Origin of the sequence: Echinicola pacifica DSM 19836, assembly GCF_000373245.1 — a bacterium.
GTDB lineage: Bacteria > Bacteroidota > Bacteroidia > Cytophagales > Cyclobacteriaceae > Echinicola > Echinicola pacifica.
Genome location: NZ_KB890750.1, coordinates 763670 through 782095 on the forward strand (window position 1 = coordinate 763670; position 18426 = coordinate 782095).

The window sequence follows — 18426 nt, forward strand, 5'->3', positions numbered from 1 at the left end:
TTTAGAATCAGGAATACCAGAAAAGAGTCTTAAATCTTTTGGCTGGCAGGTCATCCCTTGCTCATGATTAGCCTCTATAAATCGTAAAATTTAATTAATTAATTCAATAACATGAAAAACCCATTTACCCGATGAAAAAAGCACTATTAATTCTAATAAGTACCTGCTTTATAAGCCTGGGTCTATTTGCCCAAGGCTCAATAACAGGTATAGTCTCCGAAGGAGAATCAGGTGAACCCCTTCCCGGAGTGACGGTACGAATCAAGGGCAGCACCACTGGAGCCATCACCGATTTGGATGGAAATTACAGCATTACAGCAAGCAACAGCGATATACTTACTTTCTCCTTCATCGGATTTCAATCCATTTCGGAGGAAGTCGGCAACAGATCCGTGATTAACATCTCCTTAAGTCAGGAGGTATCCAGCCTAGACGAGGTGGTGGTAGTGGGCTATAGCTCCCAGAGGAAATCGGATATGACAGGGGCAATAGTCGCTGTGGATCTGGGGCCCATAGAAGGCCAAAGTATGACTGCGGGAAATCCCATGCAGGGCCTTCAAGGCCGTGTGCCGGGACTTTTTGTGGAGAAAAGCGGTGATCCATCAGGGGCTAGTAGTCGGGTATTGATCCGAGGAATAACCACCTTGGGAAATAACGATCCCCTATATGTGATCGATGGGGTGCCTACCAAGAGACCGGAGGTATTTGCCAGCTTAAGCCCTGATGCCATTGAGTCTATCCAGGTATTGAAAGATGCCTCTGCCTCCTCTGTCTATGGCTCAAGAGCTGCCAATGGGGTAATCGTCGTCACCACCAAAAACAAAAGCCGAGGAGGAGACAAGGTTGATATCAACTATAACTCCACCTTCTCCATCCTAACCGAAAAACCTCAGCGATACGATATGCTCAATGCAGTCCAGCGTGGTGAGGCCCTGTGGAGAGCCTCCGTCAATGACCGGGCTGACCCTACCAATGGTTACGGCGAAATTTACAATTTTGACTGGAATGGTGATTTTGATAATCCTATACTGAACAGCGTCACCGTGCAGCCTTATGTGGGCGGAGATACAAATGTCCCCGCTGGAGATACCGATTGGCAGGATGCCACCTACGAAACGGGCTATGCCTTTAATAATGAACTATCCGTGTCCACCAATTCTGAGAAATCTTCCCTAATGATCAACCTTGGTCATTATAAGAATACGGGCTTATTGAAATATACCGACTTTGAGCGGTACACCGCTCGACTGAATGCCAGCACCTGGCTCTTCAACGATAAGGTGAAATTGGGGGTCAACTCTCAGTTCTCCTCTTCCAATGAAACCTTGGCCTCTCAGGATGTAGGTAGTGCCCCTACTCCCGGCCTAGCCATATCCTTAGCCCCTACCATTCCGGTATTTGATGCAAACGGGAATTTTGCCGGCCCTCAAGGATCAGGCTATTCTGATCGTAATAATCCGGTATTGATGCAATACCTCAATAGGTGGGATAATACCAGAAAAAACAACCTATTTGGAAACGTGTTTTTGGAATGGAATATCCTTGAAAACCTTACCTTCCGCACCAATCTGGGATTGGACTATAATGATTTTCAGCGCAAGGACATTGAACCTCGTGTAAATAACGGTTTTATCACAAGGAGCAATAACCGCCTGATATGGGATACCAACAAGTTTTCCAGCTTGGTATTCTCCAATACCTTAAACTATAAGCTCTCCAAAGGAGACCATCAATTTGATTTTTTATTAGGTACTGAGGCCATCAAAAACGATTTTAATAGAATCCTCTCCATGGCGGATAACTTTGCGGTGGAGACGGAGTCCTATTTTGTTCTCGATGCAGCCTCTGGCGCTAGAACCAACAGTGGTACGGGTACTGGAAACAGATTAATATCCCAGTTTGGAAAAATAAATTACGCCTATTCCGATCGTTACCTAGCCTCATTCACCCTACGAAGGGATGGTTCCTCAAGGTTTGGCAAGAATAACCGATATGGTATATTCCCTGCGGTGACAGCTGGCTGGAGAATCAGTAATGAGGAATTTTTGAAAGACAATAACACTATTTCAGACCTTAAACTAAGGGTAGGCTATGGAGAAGTCGGTAATCAAGAGATCGGAGACCTGGCAAGATTTGGACTGTATGAATCCCGCTACGGCCCCAATCAAGCCCAATATACCGGTGGTTTTTTTGAAATCTACTATAATATCGGAACGGCCTATGACCTTAGTGGCAATAATACAGGAAACCTTCCCTCAGGCTTTGTGTCTATTCAGGCAGAAAATCCTGATCTAAAATGGGAAACAACTAAAGAATGGAATCTGGGCATGGATTTCAGCATCCTTAACTATGCCATCAATGGTTCATTTGACTATTTCACTCGTAAGACCACCGATATCCTGACCACTCCGCCGATTGCCTCGGCGATTGGAGAAGGACAGCAGCGAGTGTTGAATGGAGCTTCCACCGCCACACAGGGATGGGAACTGGCTTTAAATTATGCCAATGACATCAACCAGGACCTTACCCTCTCGGTCAATGTGAATTTTGGAGCTTTTAAGGATGAAATCACTTATCTACCCGAGGAAGTGCGCACCGCCTTTCCAGGAACGATCAATAACTCCATTTTAGGGCATTCCCAGTTTTCGATCTTTGGCTACCAGTCGGATGGCTTATTCCAAAGTCAGGAAGATGTGGACAACAGTGCTGAGCAGGTGGGAGCTACTCCAGGAGGCCTGAAATTCAAGGATATTAATAATGATGGCATTATAGACTCGGATGATAGGGATTTTATTGGAACCACCCTTCCAGCGCTTGAATACGGACTTGGCTTTGATATAAAATATAAGAACTTTGACTTCTCCATTTTTGGCTCAGGAGTGGCAGGAAGGATTGGTCAGGATCCCTATATTTTCTATAATAACTTTGTGCAAGGACGTGAAAACGCCGGCCTGGGTGTAATAAATGGATGGACCCCGGAAAATACAAATACCGATATCCCTGCACTTTCCCTGGCCTTCAATGACCAGCGAGTTTCGGATTATTTGTTTAGAAACAACTCTTATTTTAAGATTCGAAATTTACAAATTGGCTATTCATTACCAGATGAGATGATCAGCAAATGGGCGGGCATGTCTCGATTTAGACTGTATTTCCAAGGTGAAAATCTCCTGTGGATTACTCCGAAGGACTATATCGGTTCTGACCCCGAGCGTATAGACGTAAACCGCATCCCGGTTCCCACTTCATTCACTTTAGGTCTAAATGTAAATTTCTAAAATCAAATCATCATGAAAACATATAATTTATATATAGCAACATTACTTCTGGCCCTAGGATTAAATTCCTGCTCCAGTGAGTTTTTGGAATACGAACCTCAAGGTGTCCTTAGCAATGAGAATGTCACCTCTCCAGAAAATGCTGAAGGTCTGGTAACCGCCGCTTATGCCGGAATAGGAAATGATGAGATGGTGGGACCTGTGACCCATATGTGGGTATATGGGAGTGTACGATCAGATGATGCCTATAAGGGCGGAGGCGGCAGAAGTGATGTCGCAGAAATCGATCGATATGAGCAGTATAATTTGACCATCGCCGACCAAGGGGATGCCATGGGACCCCGCACCTGGACCAATTTCTATAAGGCCATCTCCAGAGCTAATTTTGCGCTGCAGGTGATCGAGGGCATCCCCGATGCCGAGTATCCTAAGAAAACAGTGCGTCAGGCCGAATTAAGGTTTTTGAGAGCTCACTCTCACTTCATGCTTAAGATACTATTCAAGAAGATCCCTTATATCACGGAAGATCTGACTCAGGAGCAAATCGCCGAGGTGTCTAATGACATTCCGAATGATGACCTATGGAATAAAATAGCAGAGGACTTTCTCTATGCCTATAATAACCTTCCCGAAAATCAGGATGAAGTCGGCAGAGCCAACCAAAATGCCGCGGCTGCCTACCTTGCAAAGCTGAGGCTATATCAAGCTTATGAGCAAAATGACCAACATCAAGTAACCAATATCAATCAAAGTCGATTGGAAGAAGTTATCACCTATGCTGACGAGGTTTTAGGAAATCTCGAAGATGACTTTGGAAACAATTTCCTGGATGGCTTTGATAATGGCCCCGAATCTATCTGGGCAGTGCAGTTTTCGATCAATGATGGCACCACTGTGGGCAGAGTAAGCTATGTGACGGGGCTCAACTCCCCTCATGGCACGGGGCTTTATGGCTGCTGTGGATTCCACCTCGCTAGCCAAAATATGGTCAATGCTTTCAAAACGGACGACAATGGCTTACCGCTTTTGGATGATTTCAATGCCACTGATATTTTCAATTCCGTCCTTCCTGACGGGACCAGTCCACCCTCTGCCAACCTCACCGTGGATCCGCGATTGGACCATACAGTGGGAATCCCAGGAAGACCCTTCAAATACCGCAATACAGTAAACGAAGAAGGAGATATGATCTATAATTTCAGCTGGGCTCGTGATCCAGGCGTCTATGGCTATTTTGGAAATATGAAAGAACAACAAGCCCCTGATTGCTCTTGTTATAAAAAGGAAGGACCCTTCGTAGGCACCTCAAAGAATATAGACTTCATTAGATATGCTGATGTATTGCTGTGGAAAGCAGAAGCTCTAATCCAACTCAACCGATGGAATGAGGCATTGCCTCTCATCAATGAGGTAAGAGAAAGAGCAGCCATGAGCACGGAGAGGCCACTTGCCGCCGGTGCTGATGATATCTATAGGGTACAGGGATACCCCTCCTTCCCCAATAAAGAATATGCCTGGAAAGCATTGAAATTTGAACGCAGATTGGAGTTTGCCATGGAAGGCAGCCGTTTCTTTGATTTGGTAAGATGGGGAGAGGCCGAAACGGTACTTAACTCTTATTTGGATGAGGAAAAAACTAAGCGTGATTTCCTATCCAATGCTGAGTTTACCGCTGCCCGGGATGAATATTATCCTATTCCGCAAAGGGAAATCGACTTTACCGGTGGCGTCTATAAGCAAAATTCAGGTTATTAAGGATCTGGCAGCTTAAGCATATAGGCAAGAGCTGCCACTCATTTAGCCTTCGGCGAAAATCATTTACTATCAAACCACCAGAACCTCTAGCTATTTTCCAGTCAATAATAGGTGTATTATTGGCTGGAATAGTTAGAAAATAAAAATTAATGCAGCCACTTAATGAAATCCTACTGCGAAATTTTAAATATATTAACCATCAGTCAAACCCCGGTTTTTAGATTCAATGTCCTTATAGTTCTATTTCCAATTCAAAAATTAAATAAACCATGAAAAATATAACCTATCCCACACTCCTCTTAATAGCCACTATACTCCTATCCTCCTGTGAAGATAAGGCCTCAGAGCAGGTGGAGGAATCAACTATAAGCTACGAATTTGACGAGCCACATCGTCCCCAATACCACTTCAGTCCACCTGAGCAATGGATGAATGACCCCAATGGTATGGTGTATTTGGATGGTGAATACCATTTATTTTACCAGCATTATCCAGATAGCAATGTCTGGGGACCCATGCACTGGGGCCACGCCATATCCACGGATATGATCCATTGGGAGCATTTGCCTATCGCACTTTACCCGGACTCCCTAGGCTATATTTTTTCTGGTAGCGCGGTAATTGACCATGGCAATACTTCCGGTCTAGGCACAAATGGTATAGATCCTATGATAGCGATATACACCTATCATCATCAAGAGGATCCACAGAGTCAGGGCATAGCCTTCAGCAATGATAAGGGACGTTCTTGGACCAAGTATGATAAAAACCCAGTCCTAAAAAGTCCCGGCATTCCTGATTTCAGAGATCCAAAAGTAAGCTGGTATGAAGATGCCGATGGGAATGGAAAATGGATTATGACCCTGGCAGTGAAGGACCGTATAAGTTTTTACTCTTCCCCAAACCTGATCGACTGGAAGCATGAGAGCGACTTCCAGCCCGACTGGGCAGCCTATGGCGGGGTATGGGAATGTCCTGATTTATTTACTTTAAAAACAACAGGCGGAGAAGAAAAATGGGTGCTGCTTGTCAGTATCAATCCTGGAGGGCCTAATGGTGGCTCTGCCACCCAATATTTCATTGGGGATTTTGATGGAGGACAATTCAGTGCGGAAGGAGAGAAAGTAAAGTGGATAGACTATGGCACAGATAATTATGCAGGGGTCACCTGGTCCAATATTCCTGAAAATGACGGTAGAAGGTTATTTTTAGGCTGGATGAGCAACTGGCAATATGCCAATATCGTCCCTACTACGGAATGGCGATCTGCCATGACCCTTCCCAGAAGTTTGGAGCTGATCTCGATCGCTGATGAGGATTATCTGGCCTCACGGCCTGTGGCGGAAATCTCAAACCTCCTATCCCAGAATGCTACCTCAAACGAAAACCCTATCCTCTTAGAAAACCCGCTTGCCGAGATCAAACTTAAAGCTTCCGATGCTGGAAATAAATCCATCGTTCTTTCCAATAAGGAAGGCGAATCGCTGCTGATATCAATGGACATGGAGCAATTAAAAATTGATCGCTCCAAGGCGGGGAAGGTGGATTTTAGCGAGGTCTTTTCGGCCATCCAGCATGCGCCACTTGAGGGATTAAAAGTTGAAGAAGTGACACTCTATTTGGATCGTTCCTCCATTGAAATATTCATTAATGATGGAGAGATGGTCATGACTACGATCTTCTTTCCTTCGAGTTCTTTCAACAGCGTGGAGCATACGGGATTTGTTCAAAAGGCAGAAATAGCCTATTTTCAGTCCATCTGGAAATAATATTAAAAACATCTAAGGGGATAATTCATAAGATCTGTTTAGTTTTAGAAAATGACCTTAAAATAAACCTATAATGAAAAGTAAAAAGTACGTAGTCTTTTTGTCTATCGTGGCTGCCTTGGGAGGATTCCTTTTTGGATTTGACACCGCTGTAATCTCTGGGGCGGAGCGATTTATTCAGGAAAAATGGCAGCTTAGCGATTGGACCCATGGCATGGCCGTGGCCATCGCCTTATACGGAACAGTTCTTGGCGCTTTATTTGGCGGCATTCCTGCGGATAAATACGGCAGGAAGATAAGTCTTTTGTGGATTGGGGTATTATATTTTGTATCTGCTTTGGGATCCGCATTGGCGCCAGACATCGTCAGCTTTATGATTTTCAGGTTTATTGGTGGTCTTGGTGTAGGTGCCTCTTCGGTGGTGGCGCCTATGTATATCAGTGAAATAGCCCCAGCCAAAAACCGTGGTGGACTAGTAGCCCTATTCCAGTTCAATATTGTCTTTGGTATTCTAATGGCCTATTTTTCCAACTACCTGATTGGCATCGCAGATCTGGAAGAAAGTTGGAGGTGGATGCTCGGAATGGAAGCCATTCCTGCATTGATTTATACCTTCCTTACCTTTAGGGTTCCCAAAAGCCCAAGGTGGCTCATCTCCCATCAAAACCAGGTGGAGGAAGCCAGGCTTATCCTTACTTCTACCGACCCTGAAGGAGCGGAGGAAGCGATACGCTTAGCCATTGAGGAGCGCAATCGCGAAAAAGTTAAGGTTGGTTTTGGTACTTTATTCAAGAAAAGTCATATCAAAATCACTAGTTTAGCCGTATTGATTGCCCTATTCAACCAGCTTTCGGGTATCAATGCTATCATCTACTTTGCTCCCAGAGTCTTTGAGATGGCCGGTATCAATGCCGAAAACGCCCTATTATCCACTATTGGTATAGGGGTGATCAATATGATCGCAACCATGCTGGGCTTATACTTTATTGATAAGATCGGTAGGAAGAAACTCATGTTGATCGGCTCCTTTGGGTATATCGTTTCCTTATGCCTGATTGCAGGCTCGTTTATGGGAGGTGGTATCGACCCTTCTCTGGTGCCTTGGTTTGTCTTTTTATTCATTGCCTCCCATGCGGTGGGTCAGGGAAGTGTAATCTGGGTATTTATTTCAGAGGTCTTCCCCAACGAGACTAGAGCATATGGCCAGTCACTGGGGAGTTTTACCCACTGGATATTAGCGGCTATTATTGCCAATATCTTCCCTTTCTTCGCCAATACTTTTGGTGCAGCCTCCATATTTGGCTTTTTTGCCCTGATGATGGGACTGCAGCTATTATGGGTAATTACAAAAATGCCGGAGACCAAAGGGCGATCACTGGAGGAAATTCAACGAGATATGATGATTCATAAAAAATAAAGATCCAATGCATCTCTTTCTACCTAAGCAAAGTGATAGACTGGCCTTATCCCTGGATCCAATTTTGAAGAAAAACAAAATCCTTAGTCTTTGAATAAAGTATAATCAAGGGAAAAAACTAGTGATGAAAAACTGATGAANCCCTGCCGATATAGAAATAAGCATGAAGAATAAAATTGTAATTTTCGGAGAAATACTATGGGATTGTTTCCCTGACAAAAATATCCCTGGTGGAGCGCCAATGAACGTGGCCGTTCATACAAAATATTTAGGACTGGACACCACCTTCATCTCCAAGGTAGGGAATGACACCTTGGGTAAGGAATTGGTAGCTTTTGCCCATAGTAAATCACTCCCTACCCGATTTATTGAAACTGACTCTATTCATGACACGAGCAGAGTGCTGGTGGACAATTCCGACAATGAAAATATCCGCTATGAAATTGTGGAGCCTGTGGCTTGGGATTTTATGGAGTGGAATGAGGAAAAGCAACAAAAAGTGGATGAGGCAGACGCCATGGTTTATGGCAGTCTAGCAGCTCGTAATGCCACAAGTCGTGCTACCCTGCTAAAACTTCTGGCTACTTCTAGTCTCAAAATCTTTGATATCAACCTTCGTGCTCCGCACTATTCTCCAGAAATACTGCAGCAGCTTCTTGCAAAGGCCGATATTCTCAAAATTAATGAGGAGGAACTAGACCTGCTAAGCCAAATCCACCAGCTGCCGCAGGAAATCACTGCCGCCTTTGCCCTGCTGGCAGAAAAATTTCAGCTCAAAATGATATGTCTCACCAAAGGATCTGCTGGCGCCATGATATACGACGGAAAGCAAATCCATCATCATCCCGGTTATAAAATTAAGGTGGAAGACACCGTAGGATCAGGTGATGCCTTTCTCAGCGGATTTATCTATCAATTCCTCCAAGGAAAACAACCTGAAGAAATCTTGGATTTTGCCTGTGCCCTTGGTGCTTTGGTGGCCACACAAAAAGGGGGAACTCCGATATATGAAATGAAGGATATAAAACGGACAATGGATAAATCGCTATAGAAATATAGAATGATGGTATCCCTATCATCTATTATTCTAGACTATTCTCATTTTGTTCAAACCAACCTTAAATATATTTGTAAAACAATTTAGAATTTCTAGGGGCACATCTCATTCTCTTTAATACGAGGCCCTGCATTATTGCAGGGCCTATTTTCCAGCACCAAAGAGCTAAATTTTATTTCTAATCGATCATTATTAATTCCAGGTTCACCATCCTCCCTCAGCCAAGGTATAGCCCACCACCTCAATGTGTGCATCTACCCTTCTTCTAGGTGCCATGTCAAAAGCTAGCAAATACCTGCTAAAATTTCCTTCTTCCCCCCTAATACCTTAAGTAAACCATGTTTTTGACCTATGGTCAACTATAATAAATCCAGACTGAAGGCTATTTCATATTGATTTCTGATCAAAACCTTCCCCTCATCTAGTATGGCCAGCTCTATTTCGGCAATGGAAATTACCATCTCAGTCATGACATTTGGCGTTCATTCTTTCATCAGTGTAAATTCCACCAGATCCAGCTTTTCATCCGAAAAAGGATAATAGGGAGTCATATAAACGCTATGACGATATAGAAAATTATTGTGCAGCCTTCGTTCGGACCTTTTACCGACATGGATTTCTGTTTTTTCCTCACTTACCATATCATAGGCGATCAGGTATTGGCTGGTATTATCGGTCACCTTACCTGCTTCATCCCGGACATTTATCACCGGAGAAACGTAAAGCTTTCCCCTTTGCTCATCATATAATGCTTCAGAAAAAGAAGTACTCTTCTTCAATCCTCCACGGTTTGTATTCTCCACCGCTGCCATATGATTGCTTCCATGACTGGTATTTGCTGCAAGTTGCTTCTGCTCCCCGGTTTTGGTATTATAGAAGAAAACTAGCGATGAAAAAGGATAATTATACACTAGCCAATCTCCGCTGCAGGAATACCCTGGGTTTTCATCATTTTTGTAGGATTTTCCCTTTTCGATGCTGAACTCTGCTGGAAAGTACAGGGGAAGTATTTCCAAATCTGCATTAAAATCACTGTCAATCGACAGTTTTGCAAATTGTGGAAAATCGGGATATCCGGTCATACCAGGAATAAAAGGTCTTACTATATTTAAAAAAATCTCCCCTTTCACAGGATGATTCATGACCCCATTTCTACTCCAAATTCCCATTTTCTCTATAGCGATTTCTGAGAGCCCTGCCTTCTGTAAGCCCTTACGCAATAAATCATAAATATCGATGACTTGCTTCACCTTCCCCGTGCTATCCACCACATAATAGTCATACAGGCTTTCCACCACATAGTGGTTGGCGTCAAGCATATAGGCCCTGCTTGGTTTATGCTGCAGCTGATCCGGGCTGTCGCCCAAAGAAAGATTAATGACACGATCGCAGGTCATCTTCTCCAAATCATTCACCACAATGCTGCTTTCACCACCCAGAAACACCATATACGTTTTATCCCCTACGGAATTAATGGTAGGCGAAGGGCATTTCGTTGAAATGGTATAATCCAAATAAGTGATTTCAGATCTGCCTTCGACAAATGCTAAATTGGTTGAGTGCTCAGCGCTATTTTTAGTGCAGGCTCCAAGCATCAATAAGCCCACTATCAGCAGGTAGAGTACTGGCATCCGCATAAACATCTGCTGACAGTCTGCACTCTTCATAGGCTCCCTCTCGGATCTGCTCATTTGCCCGTCCAATAATGATCATTCTCACATACATCCTCTATTTCCATATTGCTTCCTTCATTGCAGTTTTCATGAAACTGATCGATCATCTCAATGGCCTCATCCGCTCCACACGCATATAACATCCCACCACAGGCCTTTGCCTCAAAACTCAGAAACATTCCTGTGCTCAGATTCATTATACTTATAAGCATCAGCAATTTGGGGATCCATTTAATCTTTTCCATTTTCATTGGTCTTTGGTTTTAACTAAAAATAAAAGTCAAATAAATTAATGAAAAAAAATATGATAAATAGATAAATTCAAAGGAATTAAAAAAATAAAAATTGATCATCGCGCCAAAAACGCAAATAAACGGCATATTATCACTGAAAATAGGAAGAAAAATAGGTTGACATAGCTTTGGTCGCCAAACCCGGCCTCCTCTATTAAGGGAGGCCGGTAAGCAATCCAATCAGCAAATGTCTATTTTCGCTGGATTCAATGGTCGCTGCATAGACCTTATTCATTATATAAAGCGAATCTTAAACAAATATTTAATTAAAGATTATAACTTTTCGCTCCAAAAAGATCTAGACCTATACTATATTTCATCAGGCCGGGTATTTAAATTAATTACCTCATAAATACCTCAGCAAATGATTAAGAGATCGGAACCCTTTGCCCTTCCTTCGCTGATTTGAAGACAGCTTCCACCACCTTGATATCCTTCAGGCCTTCCTCTCCGGGCACCATCACAGGCGTATCATTCATAATGGCTAAAGCATCATCATCCATCTGGACGGCTTGCTGGCTCTTCACTTGATTGGTAAATATCGTCCCGTCACTCGCGGAACCCTTAATGCCGGTATAAGACTGGAAAGGCTCCAGCCGGAAATTACCATTGGCGCAGGTTGCGGTCAGACGGCCCATGTTCATCCCGAAGCTAGTGGCGCAATTGGCCATCAATCCCTCTGGAAACTCTAGGATGAAATTCATAGTTTCATCCACCTCGTTAAATTTATCTGGCCTGGTGCCACTCTCATAGGCCATCACAGACAGCGGCTCCCTCCCTGTCAGGTAACGGACAGCATTGAGAGGGTAAACTCCCATATCATACATAGCACCACCGCCCATTTCTTTATCCAGACGCCAGATTCCCGTGCTGTTCATCCTAAATCCCGCCACTGCTTCCAGCATCAAAAGCTGGCCAAAAGTCTGCTTGTTTACATATTCCCTTAACTTTTGCGTATTGGGTTCATGCTGCATTCTATAGCCTACGGAGAGTTTTACCTTGTTCTTTTTGCAGGCATCGATTATTTGTTCACATTCTTTGACGGTTTTGGCAAGTGGCTTTTCGCACCATACATGCTTTCCGGCATTGGCGGCCTTAATCGCAAATTCGGTATGCATACTATTGGGCAGGACCACATAAATCACATCGATATCGGGATTATCAGCTATAGAATCAAAGTTCTCATAGTTATAGATATTCTTATCAGGGATATTGTATTTCTCCTGCCAGGTACTGGCCTTAGAAGGGGTGCCCGTCACGATCCCAGCGAGATAGCAGTTGGAGGTCATCTGCAATGCCGGAGCCAGCTGGCCCGTGCTGTACCCGCCTAGCCCCACGAGGGCGACGCCGAGCTTGTCCTTCTTTTTGCCAAAGCTTATCGAGGGGAATCCTAATGCTGCCGTGGCCAGAGCACTACTTTGAATAAATTGTCTTCTTTGCATGGTTTGGTGTATTTTGAGTCAAAATTAAGATACAAAAAAAACAGCCCATCCGAATTTACGAACAGGCTGTATTTATAAAATTTTCATATATGATTAAAAATCCTTGCCTAGAGACACCTTAAATACGCTGTTTTTGGAGTCAACCTCATTATAATTCAGATCGACAAAGCCAAAATCATAGGAGCCTTGAATATTAAATCCTAAAGGCAAGTTAATCCCTACCCCCACGACTCCGCCAATATCAAACTTGGTAAGGCCATCCAGAGAGGTAATATCAGTGGTTCCCTTATAACTCCGCGCTACTAATACAGAGGCCTGCGGACCAGCAAACACATTAATAATAGGCAAAAACCCAAAGCGAGCCAGGATAGGCACATCGATATAATTTAATCGCTCGGTCCCCACAGTAGTACCATCATCAATTTTGCCGCCCTTCTGGGAATATTGAATTCCCGGCTCTAAAGCGATAAGGCCCAAAAAATTAATTTTGTGATAAATCCCTGCATGAAAACCAGAGTTACCATCCGAGGAAATTCCTGATAATTCAGGGTAATTCCACCCTGCCCGGATTCCAGTTTGTGCATTAGCATAGAAACCCGCACTAAGCATCAAAAACAAGACAATTAAAATACTTTTTTTCATGAAATAATTGGTTTACAGTAAATTAAACTTCTATAGAAAAACTTTCAAATAATAATTCCTATAACGTACGAATTGAAATTTTGTGGTATTATTCATTAGATTTCATGTAAATATTACCTGTTTAATGAATAAAAAAAAGGGAACTTCAATTTAATGAAGATCCCTTTAGCACTTTTTGGGCTGCTTAGAAGCTATAACCTAGAGAAACTTTAAAGCCTCTATTATACACTTCCGCATCCGAGTCCTTGAATACTGGCGTGAGGCCCAGGTCATAACTACCCTGGACATTTATGCCCACTGGCAAGTTATAGCCTACCCCGAAAACCAATCCTGCATCCAAGTCATTGATATCATCTCTTTCGAATCCGAAGGTGGTGCCAAAAGCATCGCCTTCCAATTCTGCCTTGGTCAGGATGGAACCTTGAGGTCCTGCAAAAATATTAAAGCCATCAGTAGCGTAGAATCTCAGTAAGATGGGTACATCCACATATTCCAAAATGGTACGAGATTCTGCAATATTATCTGCTTCTGTACCTTTCTGAGAATAATACACCCCTGGCTCAATGGATAAGCGGTCCGTCACGAACATATTACCATACACACCGGCGTGGAAGCCAGCCCGATTGGTATAGTCGTTATTGGAGCCATCATCACCGCCCCAGTTAAAGAAGTTTGCGCCACCTCGAATACCAAAGGTACTCTTCTGATCACTGGCATCCATTCGTCTCTGAGCGCTGGCGTCCCATGCAATTAGGGAGAATGCGAAAATTGCAAAAATTACTTTTTTCATGGTATTTATATAGTTGGTTTGGCCACTCATACGCCAATTCCATGCCAAAAACTCCATAAAAAAAGGGAGAAATTACTTTCTCCCCCTTATATTTTGAGCTAATAATTTCAGTATCAGTCAAATAATTTTCTTCTCTATATAATAGGAATTTAATATCGCTAAAGCACCCATATACTTCAATTTGAACTTAACCAATCCCCCCACCTCATACTTCTTAGGATTTCGCCCCAAGTCCAGGATCAGCATATCAGAACTAGCCCCTAATATCTCAAACTCCTCCTTATCATAAAGCAGGTATTTGGGATCCACATCCAGCAAACCAAGGTCCAGAATGGCCCGGAAAGAGGATTGCCCATATAGGGATTCATCGATCTGGGTGATCTCCCCTTGCGGATTTGCCGCCAAAGTACCGGTGGGCAGCAGTGGCTTTTCCTGCATTTCTATGATCTCAGCACAGAGCTCAAAGACCTCATCGCTCATCCCGGAAATGGTACTATCATCAAATAAATCCGCTCCAAAATATAAGGTCTCCCCGACGCGGAAATGATTTACCCCTTTCGGCAATTGATGATTGAGCATCAGCGGAATGGTCACCGAAGTGCCTGCTGAAACCCAAGGGATGTCTTTATTAAACTTAAGTTCTATTATTTGCTTATAAAGCGATAGCTGCACCAGCTTATCGGTAGAAGGCATTACGCCATTGAGACAATTAAGGTTGGTGCCTAGCCCGATGACCTCCACATTGGGTAAGTGGAATATTTTTTCATAGAAACCCACTAAATCATCGCCCATGACGCCTTCCCGAAGGTCGCCTGTTTCGACCATAATGATGATCTGATGCTTTCTTTCCTGGCGGACTGCCTCCTCGCTTATCCAGCGGATCGTGGTCAGCTCACTATTAAGGCTTACATCGGCATACCTCACCACATCAGCCAAATTCCGCTTAGAAGGTGGTTTTATATAGACCGTTTTCACCTCAGCATTGATTTCCTTTACCTTAGCAAGGTTACTAATTCGTGAATCATGGATTTCATCCACTCCCAGGTTTAGTAATTCCTGAATGTAAATTTCGGTGCCACATAGCAACTTAGATACTACTCCCCAAGCCACTCCATGGGCATTGAACTTATCCTTCAAAAACTCAAAATTCTGCTTTAGATTACCTTTATGTAAATTTAAAAAAGCCATTATTTATTTACCTCCTTACTCGTAAAACCTATTAAAATACCAGTTGGCACCTTTATTAAACTTAAAAAACAATAAAAAGTTCTTGGTCGTATTTTATTCCCCCACAATATAGAGCATTATTTTTTCAGTCTCATTTCCAAGTATTTGTTGGTAAAGCCGAGTTTTTCATACAGCTTTTTGGCAGGATTATCCGGCTCCACGTGCAGGGCAATATCACCTGTAGTCATATTTATGGCCGTAGCCATTAGCTTCTTACCTATTCCCATCCCTCTGCATGAGGCATCCACGGCGATATAGACCAGTATATTTTCGGGAATGTATCCTGACATTCCTGTTTTATTTAGGATGGTCGCCCCCACGATCTGGCCTTTATCACGGGCCAGCACCACAAATCCCCCTTTGTCAATGGACTGGTCCAAGGCATAATCCAGGCACTTCATGATATCCTCATGCGGATCACCAAACTCATCTAAATGGTGAAATAAAAAGTCTGCGACTTCCTTCTTCTGTAGGAAGGTAGCATTATCTATGGTAGATAGTGTTTGAATTTCCATTAATCTCTATTTATTATATTTTAAAATGTAATTTTCAACCTATCCACAAGCAAAAACACTGCTAAAGAGGCCAGCAATCCAAATAAATTAGCATCCAGCTCCAATGGCAAAGGTACCTTGGCAATCGCCAAACCTGCGGTCACTCCTCCCCCAACCAGCATAGAAGCAAGAGCCGCAGAGGGATTTTTCTTCTTCCAAAACAATCCTGCGAGAATAGGAATCAGCAGTCCTGATACCATAAAAGCATAAGAATAAAGCATTAGCTCCAGGACATTGGTCATCTGTAAAGCTATCACCAATGCCACCGCACCGATCACCAAAGTACTGATCTGACTTACCCTTATTCCAGCATCCTCAGACTTGTTTCTAAGCCACTTCCCTAATAGGTCCGTGGTAAGGTTTCCTGAGGCAGCCATCAGGCAGGAATCGGCTGTAGAAAGCACTGCCGAAAAGTAGGCAGACATCATCAGCCCCATAATACCAGCAGGCAATACATGTCGCAATAAAATAGGAAGTCCCATCTCGGGGTCCAGGCTGGCCTGATCTCCCACGATCATACCCTGCTCAAAAGCTACCTTGGCCAATAAGCCCAAAGCTACGCCCATAAAAGCCATGATAGGCCACTCAAAAAGCCCAGCGATAAACCAGGCTTTGCGTGCGGTCTTCACATCCCTGCTTGCAAAAATCCGCTGATATAAGGTCATCCCTACAAACCAAATAGGCAAAATCGTAATCCCCCAATTGGCAAGGTCTTGCCATCGGATATTAGAAAGACTAAAATACTCTGCTGGTAAGGTCTGCTGGATTGCCTCCCAACCTCCTACGTGGTAGTAGGATATGGGCAAGCCAATAAAGATAAAGCCAGCCAAAAGAATAATCCACTGAATGGTATCAGTATAGATTACCGCCTTCAGCCCACCCATCACTGTATAGATGACCGCGATGGCTCCCATGATCATTAATGCCGTATTCAAGCTTAAGCCCTCAAAAGTCCCTGAAGCCAGCTTGGCACCCGCCAGGAGCTGAGAGGATGTGAATCCAATATAGCCCACAAAACATATTATCCCAGCCACAAAGGCCACCCTCCTGTCAAAAAGGTATTCGAAAATCTGTGGAAAGGTATAGAATTTACTAAAGGCAGGGTTTGATTTCACCGCAGGAATCAAGAATACCGCTGCCAACCAGGCACCAATAAGGCCTGTAAATAGCATCCAGCTCCCCGAAAGGCCCATAGCAAAGCCTAAGCCTCCTAAGCCTATAGAAAACCCTCCTCCCACATCCGTGGCCACCACCGACAGTCCTATATGCCATGGCCCCATACTTCTGCCTCCTACATAATAATCATCCTGGCCCTTATTATTCTTCATGAAATATACTCCCACGCCCAGCATGACTAACATATATACAATAAAGATGATGAGGTCAATTACTTCCATTTACCCTTTTTATTATTTTATACACTGATTTCTAAAAAGCTTAAGTTATAATTCCGATGATATCATCCTAATAAAACACCCAAAAACCTTAATATTCACAGTATAACCATATGTCAACTTATTTTAAGACAGGACATTTTACCTCGTCAGGAAAAATGGATGCATCGCTCCCCAGTTAATAGCTGCGAAAAACCCACCTCATAAATCGTAAGAATAGTCCCTTACCCAGCCAATAATAGCCTAATAAAAACCTATGAATTAAAGGTGAGAAGGAGCTGGATGAATTCGATTTTTAAAGGGAATTATTATTCGAAAAATTAAGACAAAAAAAAAGAGCCGGATCAACCGGCTCTTTTTATTAGATATATGAAGGTATCTTATACATTTTCACTACTGGCAACAGCCGAGAAGTATTCTCTATTCATACGGGCGATATTGGTTAGGCTGATACCTTTAGGGCATTCAGCAGAGCAGGCACCGGTATTGGTACATGCACCAAATCCTTCTGCATCCATCTGAGCGACCATCTGCTCGGCTCTTTCTTTTCGCTCCACCTGCCCTTGCGGCAGCATAGCCAATTGAGAGATCTTAGCGGAGGTAAATAGCATGGCAGAGGCATTCTTACAGGCCGCTACACAAGCCCCGCAGCCTATGCAGGTCGCTGCATCGAAGGCTTCATCAGCGATTCTCTTTGGAATAGGAATTTCGTTGGCATCGGGTACGCCACCTGTGTTCACAGATACATAGCCACCAGCCTGGATGATACGGTCAAAAGCACCTCTATCCACCACCAGATCTTTTACCACAGGGAAAGCAGATGCTCTCCAAGGCTCAATCACAATGGTATCTCCATCCTTAAATGAGCGCATATGAAGCTGGCAGGTCGTGGTCTGTTGTGGTCCGTGAGGCTTACCATTTATATACAGTGAGCACATACCACAGATCCCTTCACGACAGTCATGATCGAAGTGTACAGGATCTTCATTTTTTTCGGACAACTCCTCATTCAGCACATCGAGCATCTCCAGAAAAGACATATCTTCAGAGATCCCCGTCAATGTATAATTATTAAAACTACCCTTGTCAGCGTTGTTTTTTTGTCTCCAAACTTTAAGTGTTAAGTTCATACGAG

The 18426-nt window shown here is 43.4% G+C and carries 14 protein-coding genes; 5 read left to right on the forward strand and 9 right to left on the reverse strand.

Going from position 1 to position 18426, the window contains the following annotated elements; all coding sequences use genetic code 11:
• Positions 1–131: 131 nt before the first annotated feature.
• The 5 genes from B050_RS0113675 (at position 132) to B050_RS0113695 (ending at position 9270) form a co-directional block, all read left to right on the forward strand.
• The gene (locus tag B050_RS0113675; protein ID WP_018474501.1) at positions 132–3278 is read left to right on the forward strand and encodes a SusC/RagA family TonB-linked outer membrane protein; all 3147 of its coding nucleotides are present in this window, start codon (positions 132–134) and stop codon (positions 3276–3278) included.
• A 12-nt stretch (positions 3279–3290) separates the two neighbouring features.
• Positions 3291–5033, forward strand: a complete 1743-nt coding sequence (locus B050_RS0113680; RefSeq protein ID WP_018474502.1) for a RagB/SusD family nutrient uptake outer membrane protein — start codon at positions 3291–3293, stop codon at positions 5031–5033.
• 269 nt (positions 5034–5302) lie between these two features.
• Positions 5303–6802, forward strand: coding sequence for a glycoside hydrolase family 32 protein (locus B050_RS0113685; protein WP_018474503.1), 1500 nt, complete (start codon positions 5303–5305; stop codon positions 6800–6802).
• 73 nt (positions 6803–6875) lie between these two features.
• On the forward strand, positions 6876–8219 hold the full coding sequence (locus tag B050_RS0113690) for a sugar porter family MFS transporter (RefSeq protein ID WP_018474504.1): 1344 nt from the start codon (positions 6876–6878) through the stop codon (positions 8217–8219).
• Positions 8220–8382: 163 nt separating this feature from the next.
• Positions 8383–9270, forward strand: coding sequence for a carbohydrate kinase family protein (locus B050_RS0113695; RefSeq protein WP_018474505.1), 888 nt, complete (start codon positions 8383–8385; stop codon positions 9268–9270).
• A gap of 488 nt (positions 9271–9758) precedes the next feature.
• On the opposite strand, the gene B050_RS0113710 is transcribed toward B050_RS0113695, so the two are convergent.
• From B050_RS0113710 to B050_RS0113750, 9 genes are all read right to left on the reverse strand, one after another.
• Positions 9759–10967, reverse strand: a complete 1209-nt coding sequence (locus B050_RS0113710) for a hypothetical protein (protein WP_018474508.1) — start codon at positions 10965–10967, stop codon at positions 9759–9761.
• Entirely contained in the window at positions 10964–11194 is a 231-nt protein-coding gene (locus B050_RS0113715; protein ID WP_157492789.1) for a hypothetical protein, read from the reverse strand. Before B050_RS0113715 ends, B050_RS0113710 begins: the two co-directional genes overlap by 4 nt.
• A 416-nt stretch (positions 11195–11610) precedes the next feature.
• On the reverse strand, positions 11611–12684 hold the full coding sequence (locus B050_RS0113720; RefSeq protein WP_018474510.1) for a Gfo/Idh/MocA family protein: 1074 nt from the start codon (positions 12682–12684) through the stop codon (positions 11611–11613).
• A 93-nt stretch (positions 12685–12777) separates the two neighbouring features.
• Positions 12778–13326: a porin family protein gene (locus B050_RS0113725; RefSeq protein ID WP_018474511.1), complete on the reverse strand. Its 549-nt coding sequence runs from the start codon at positions 13324–13326 to the stop codon at positions 12778–12780.
• Between the two features lie 184 nt (positions 13327–13510).
• Positions 13511–14116 carry a porin family protein gene (locus B050_RS0113730; protein ID WP_026235889.1) on the reverse strand — a complete coding sequence of 202 codons (606 nt, stop codon included), beginning with the start codon at positions 14114–14116 and terminating at the stop codon, positions 13511–13513.
• A gap of 117 nt (positions 14117–14233) precedes the next feature.
• On the reverse strand, positions 14234–15304 hold the full coding sequence (locus tag B050_RS0113735; protein WP_018474513.1) for an alanine racemase: 1071 nt from the start codon (positions 15302–15304) through the stop codon (positions 14234–14236).
• Between the two features lie 116 nt (positions 15305–15420).
• Positions 15421–15858, reverse strand: coding sequence for a GNAT family N-acetyltransferase (locus B050_RS0113740; protein WP_018474514.1), 438 nt, complete (start codon positions 15856–15858; stop codon positions 15421–15423).
• Positions 15859–15878: 20 nt separating this feature from the next.
• Positions 15879–17294, reverse strand: a complete 1416-nt coding sequence (locus B050_RS0113745; RefSeq protein WP_018474515.1) for a sodium:solute symporter family protein — start codon at positions 17292–17294, stop codon at positions 15879–15881.
• A gap of 377 nt (positions 17295–17671) precedes the next feature.
• Positions 17672–18421 (reverse strand): succinate dehydrogenase/fumarate reductase iron-sulfur subunit, encoded by a 750-nt coding sequence (locus tag B050_RS0113750; protein ID WP_026235890.1) that lies wholly within the window; start codon positions 18419–18421, stop codon positions 17672–17674.
• Positions 18422–18426 lie beyond the last annotated feature (5 nt).

Bases quoted from the DNA above. Each gene is read 5' to 3' on its own strand.
- B050_RS0113675 (WP_018474501.1), top strand. From the start codon at position 132: ATGAAAAAAGCACTATTAATTCTAATAAGTACCTGCTTTATAAGCCTG.
- B050_RS0113680 (WP_018474502.1), top strand. From the start codon at position 3,291: ATGAAAACATATAATTTATATATAGCAACATTACTTCTGGCCCTAGGA.
- B050_RS0113685 (WP_018474503.1), top strand. From the start codon at position 5,303: ATGAAAAATATAACCTATCCCACACTCCTCTTAATAGCCACTATACTC.
- B050_RS0113690 (WP_018474504.1), top strand. From the start codon at position 6,876: ATGAAAAGTAAAAAGTACGTAGTCTTTTTGTCTATCGTGGCTGCCTTG.
- B050_RS0113695 (WP_018474505.1), top strand. From the start codon at position 8,383: ATGAAGAATAAAATTGTAATTTTCGGAGAAATACTATGGGATTGTTTC.
- B050_RS0113710 (WP_018474508.1), bottom strand. From the start codon at position 10,967: ATGAGCAGATCCGAGAGGGAGCCTATGAAGAGTGCAGACTGTCAGCAG.
- B050_RS0113715 (WP_157492789.1), bottom strand. From the start codon at position 11,194: ATGGAAAAGATTAAATGGATCCCCAAATTGCTGATGCTTATAAGTATA.
- B050_RS0113720 (WP_018474510.1), bottom strand. From the start codon at position 12,684: ATGCAAAGAAGACAATTTATTCAAAGTAGTGCTCTGGCCACGGCAGCA.
- B050_RS0113725 (WP_018474511.1), bottom strand. From the start codon at position 13,326: ATGAAAAAAAGTATTTTAATTGTCTTGTTTTTGATGCTTAGTGCGGGT.
- B050_RS0113730 (WP_026235889.1), bottom strand. From the start codon at position 14,116: ATGAAAAAAGTAATTTTTGCAATTTTCGCATTCTCCCTAATTGCATGG.
- B050_RS0113735 (WP_018474513.1), bottom strand. From the start codon at position 15,304: ATGGCTTTTTTAAATTTACATAAAGGTAATCTAAAGCAGAATTTTGAG.
- B050_RS0113740 (WP_018474514.1), bottom strand. From the start codon at position 15,858: ATGGAAATTCAAACACTATCTACCATAGATAATGCTACCTTCCTACAG.
- B050_RS0113745 (WP_018474515.1), bottom strand. From the start codon at position 17,294: ATGGAAGTAATTGACCTCATCATCTTTATTGTATATATGTTAGTCATG.
- B050_RS0113750 (WP_026235890.1), bottom strand. From the start codon at position 18,421: ATGAACTTAACACTTAAAGTTTGGAGACAAAAAAACAACGCTGACAAG.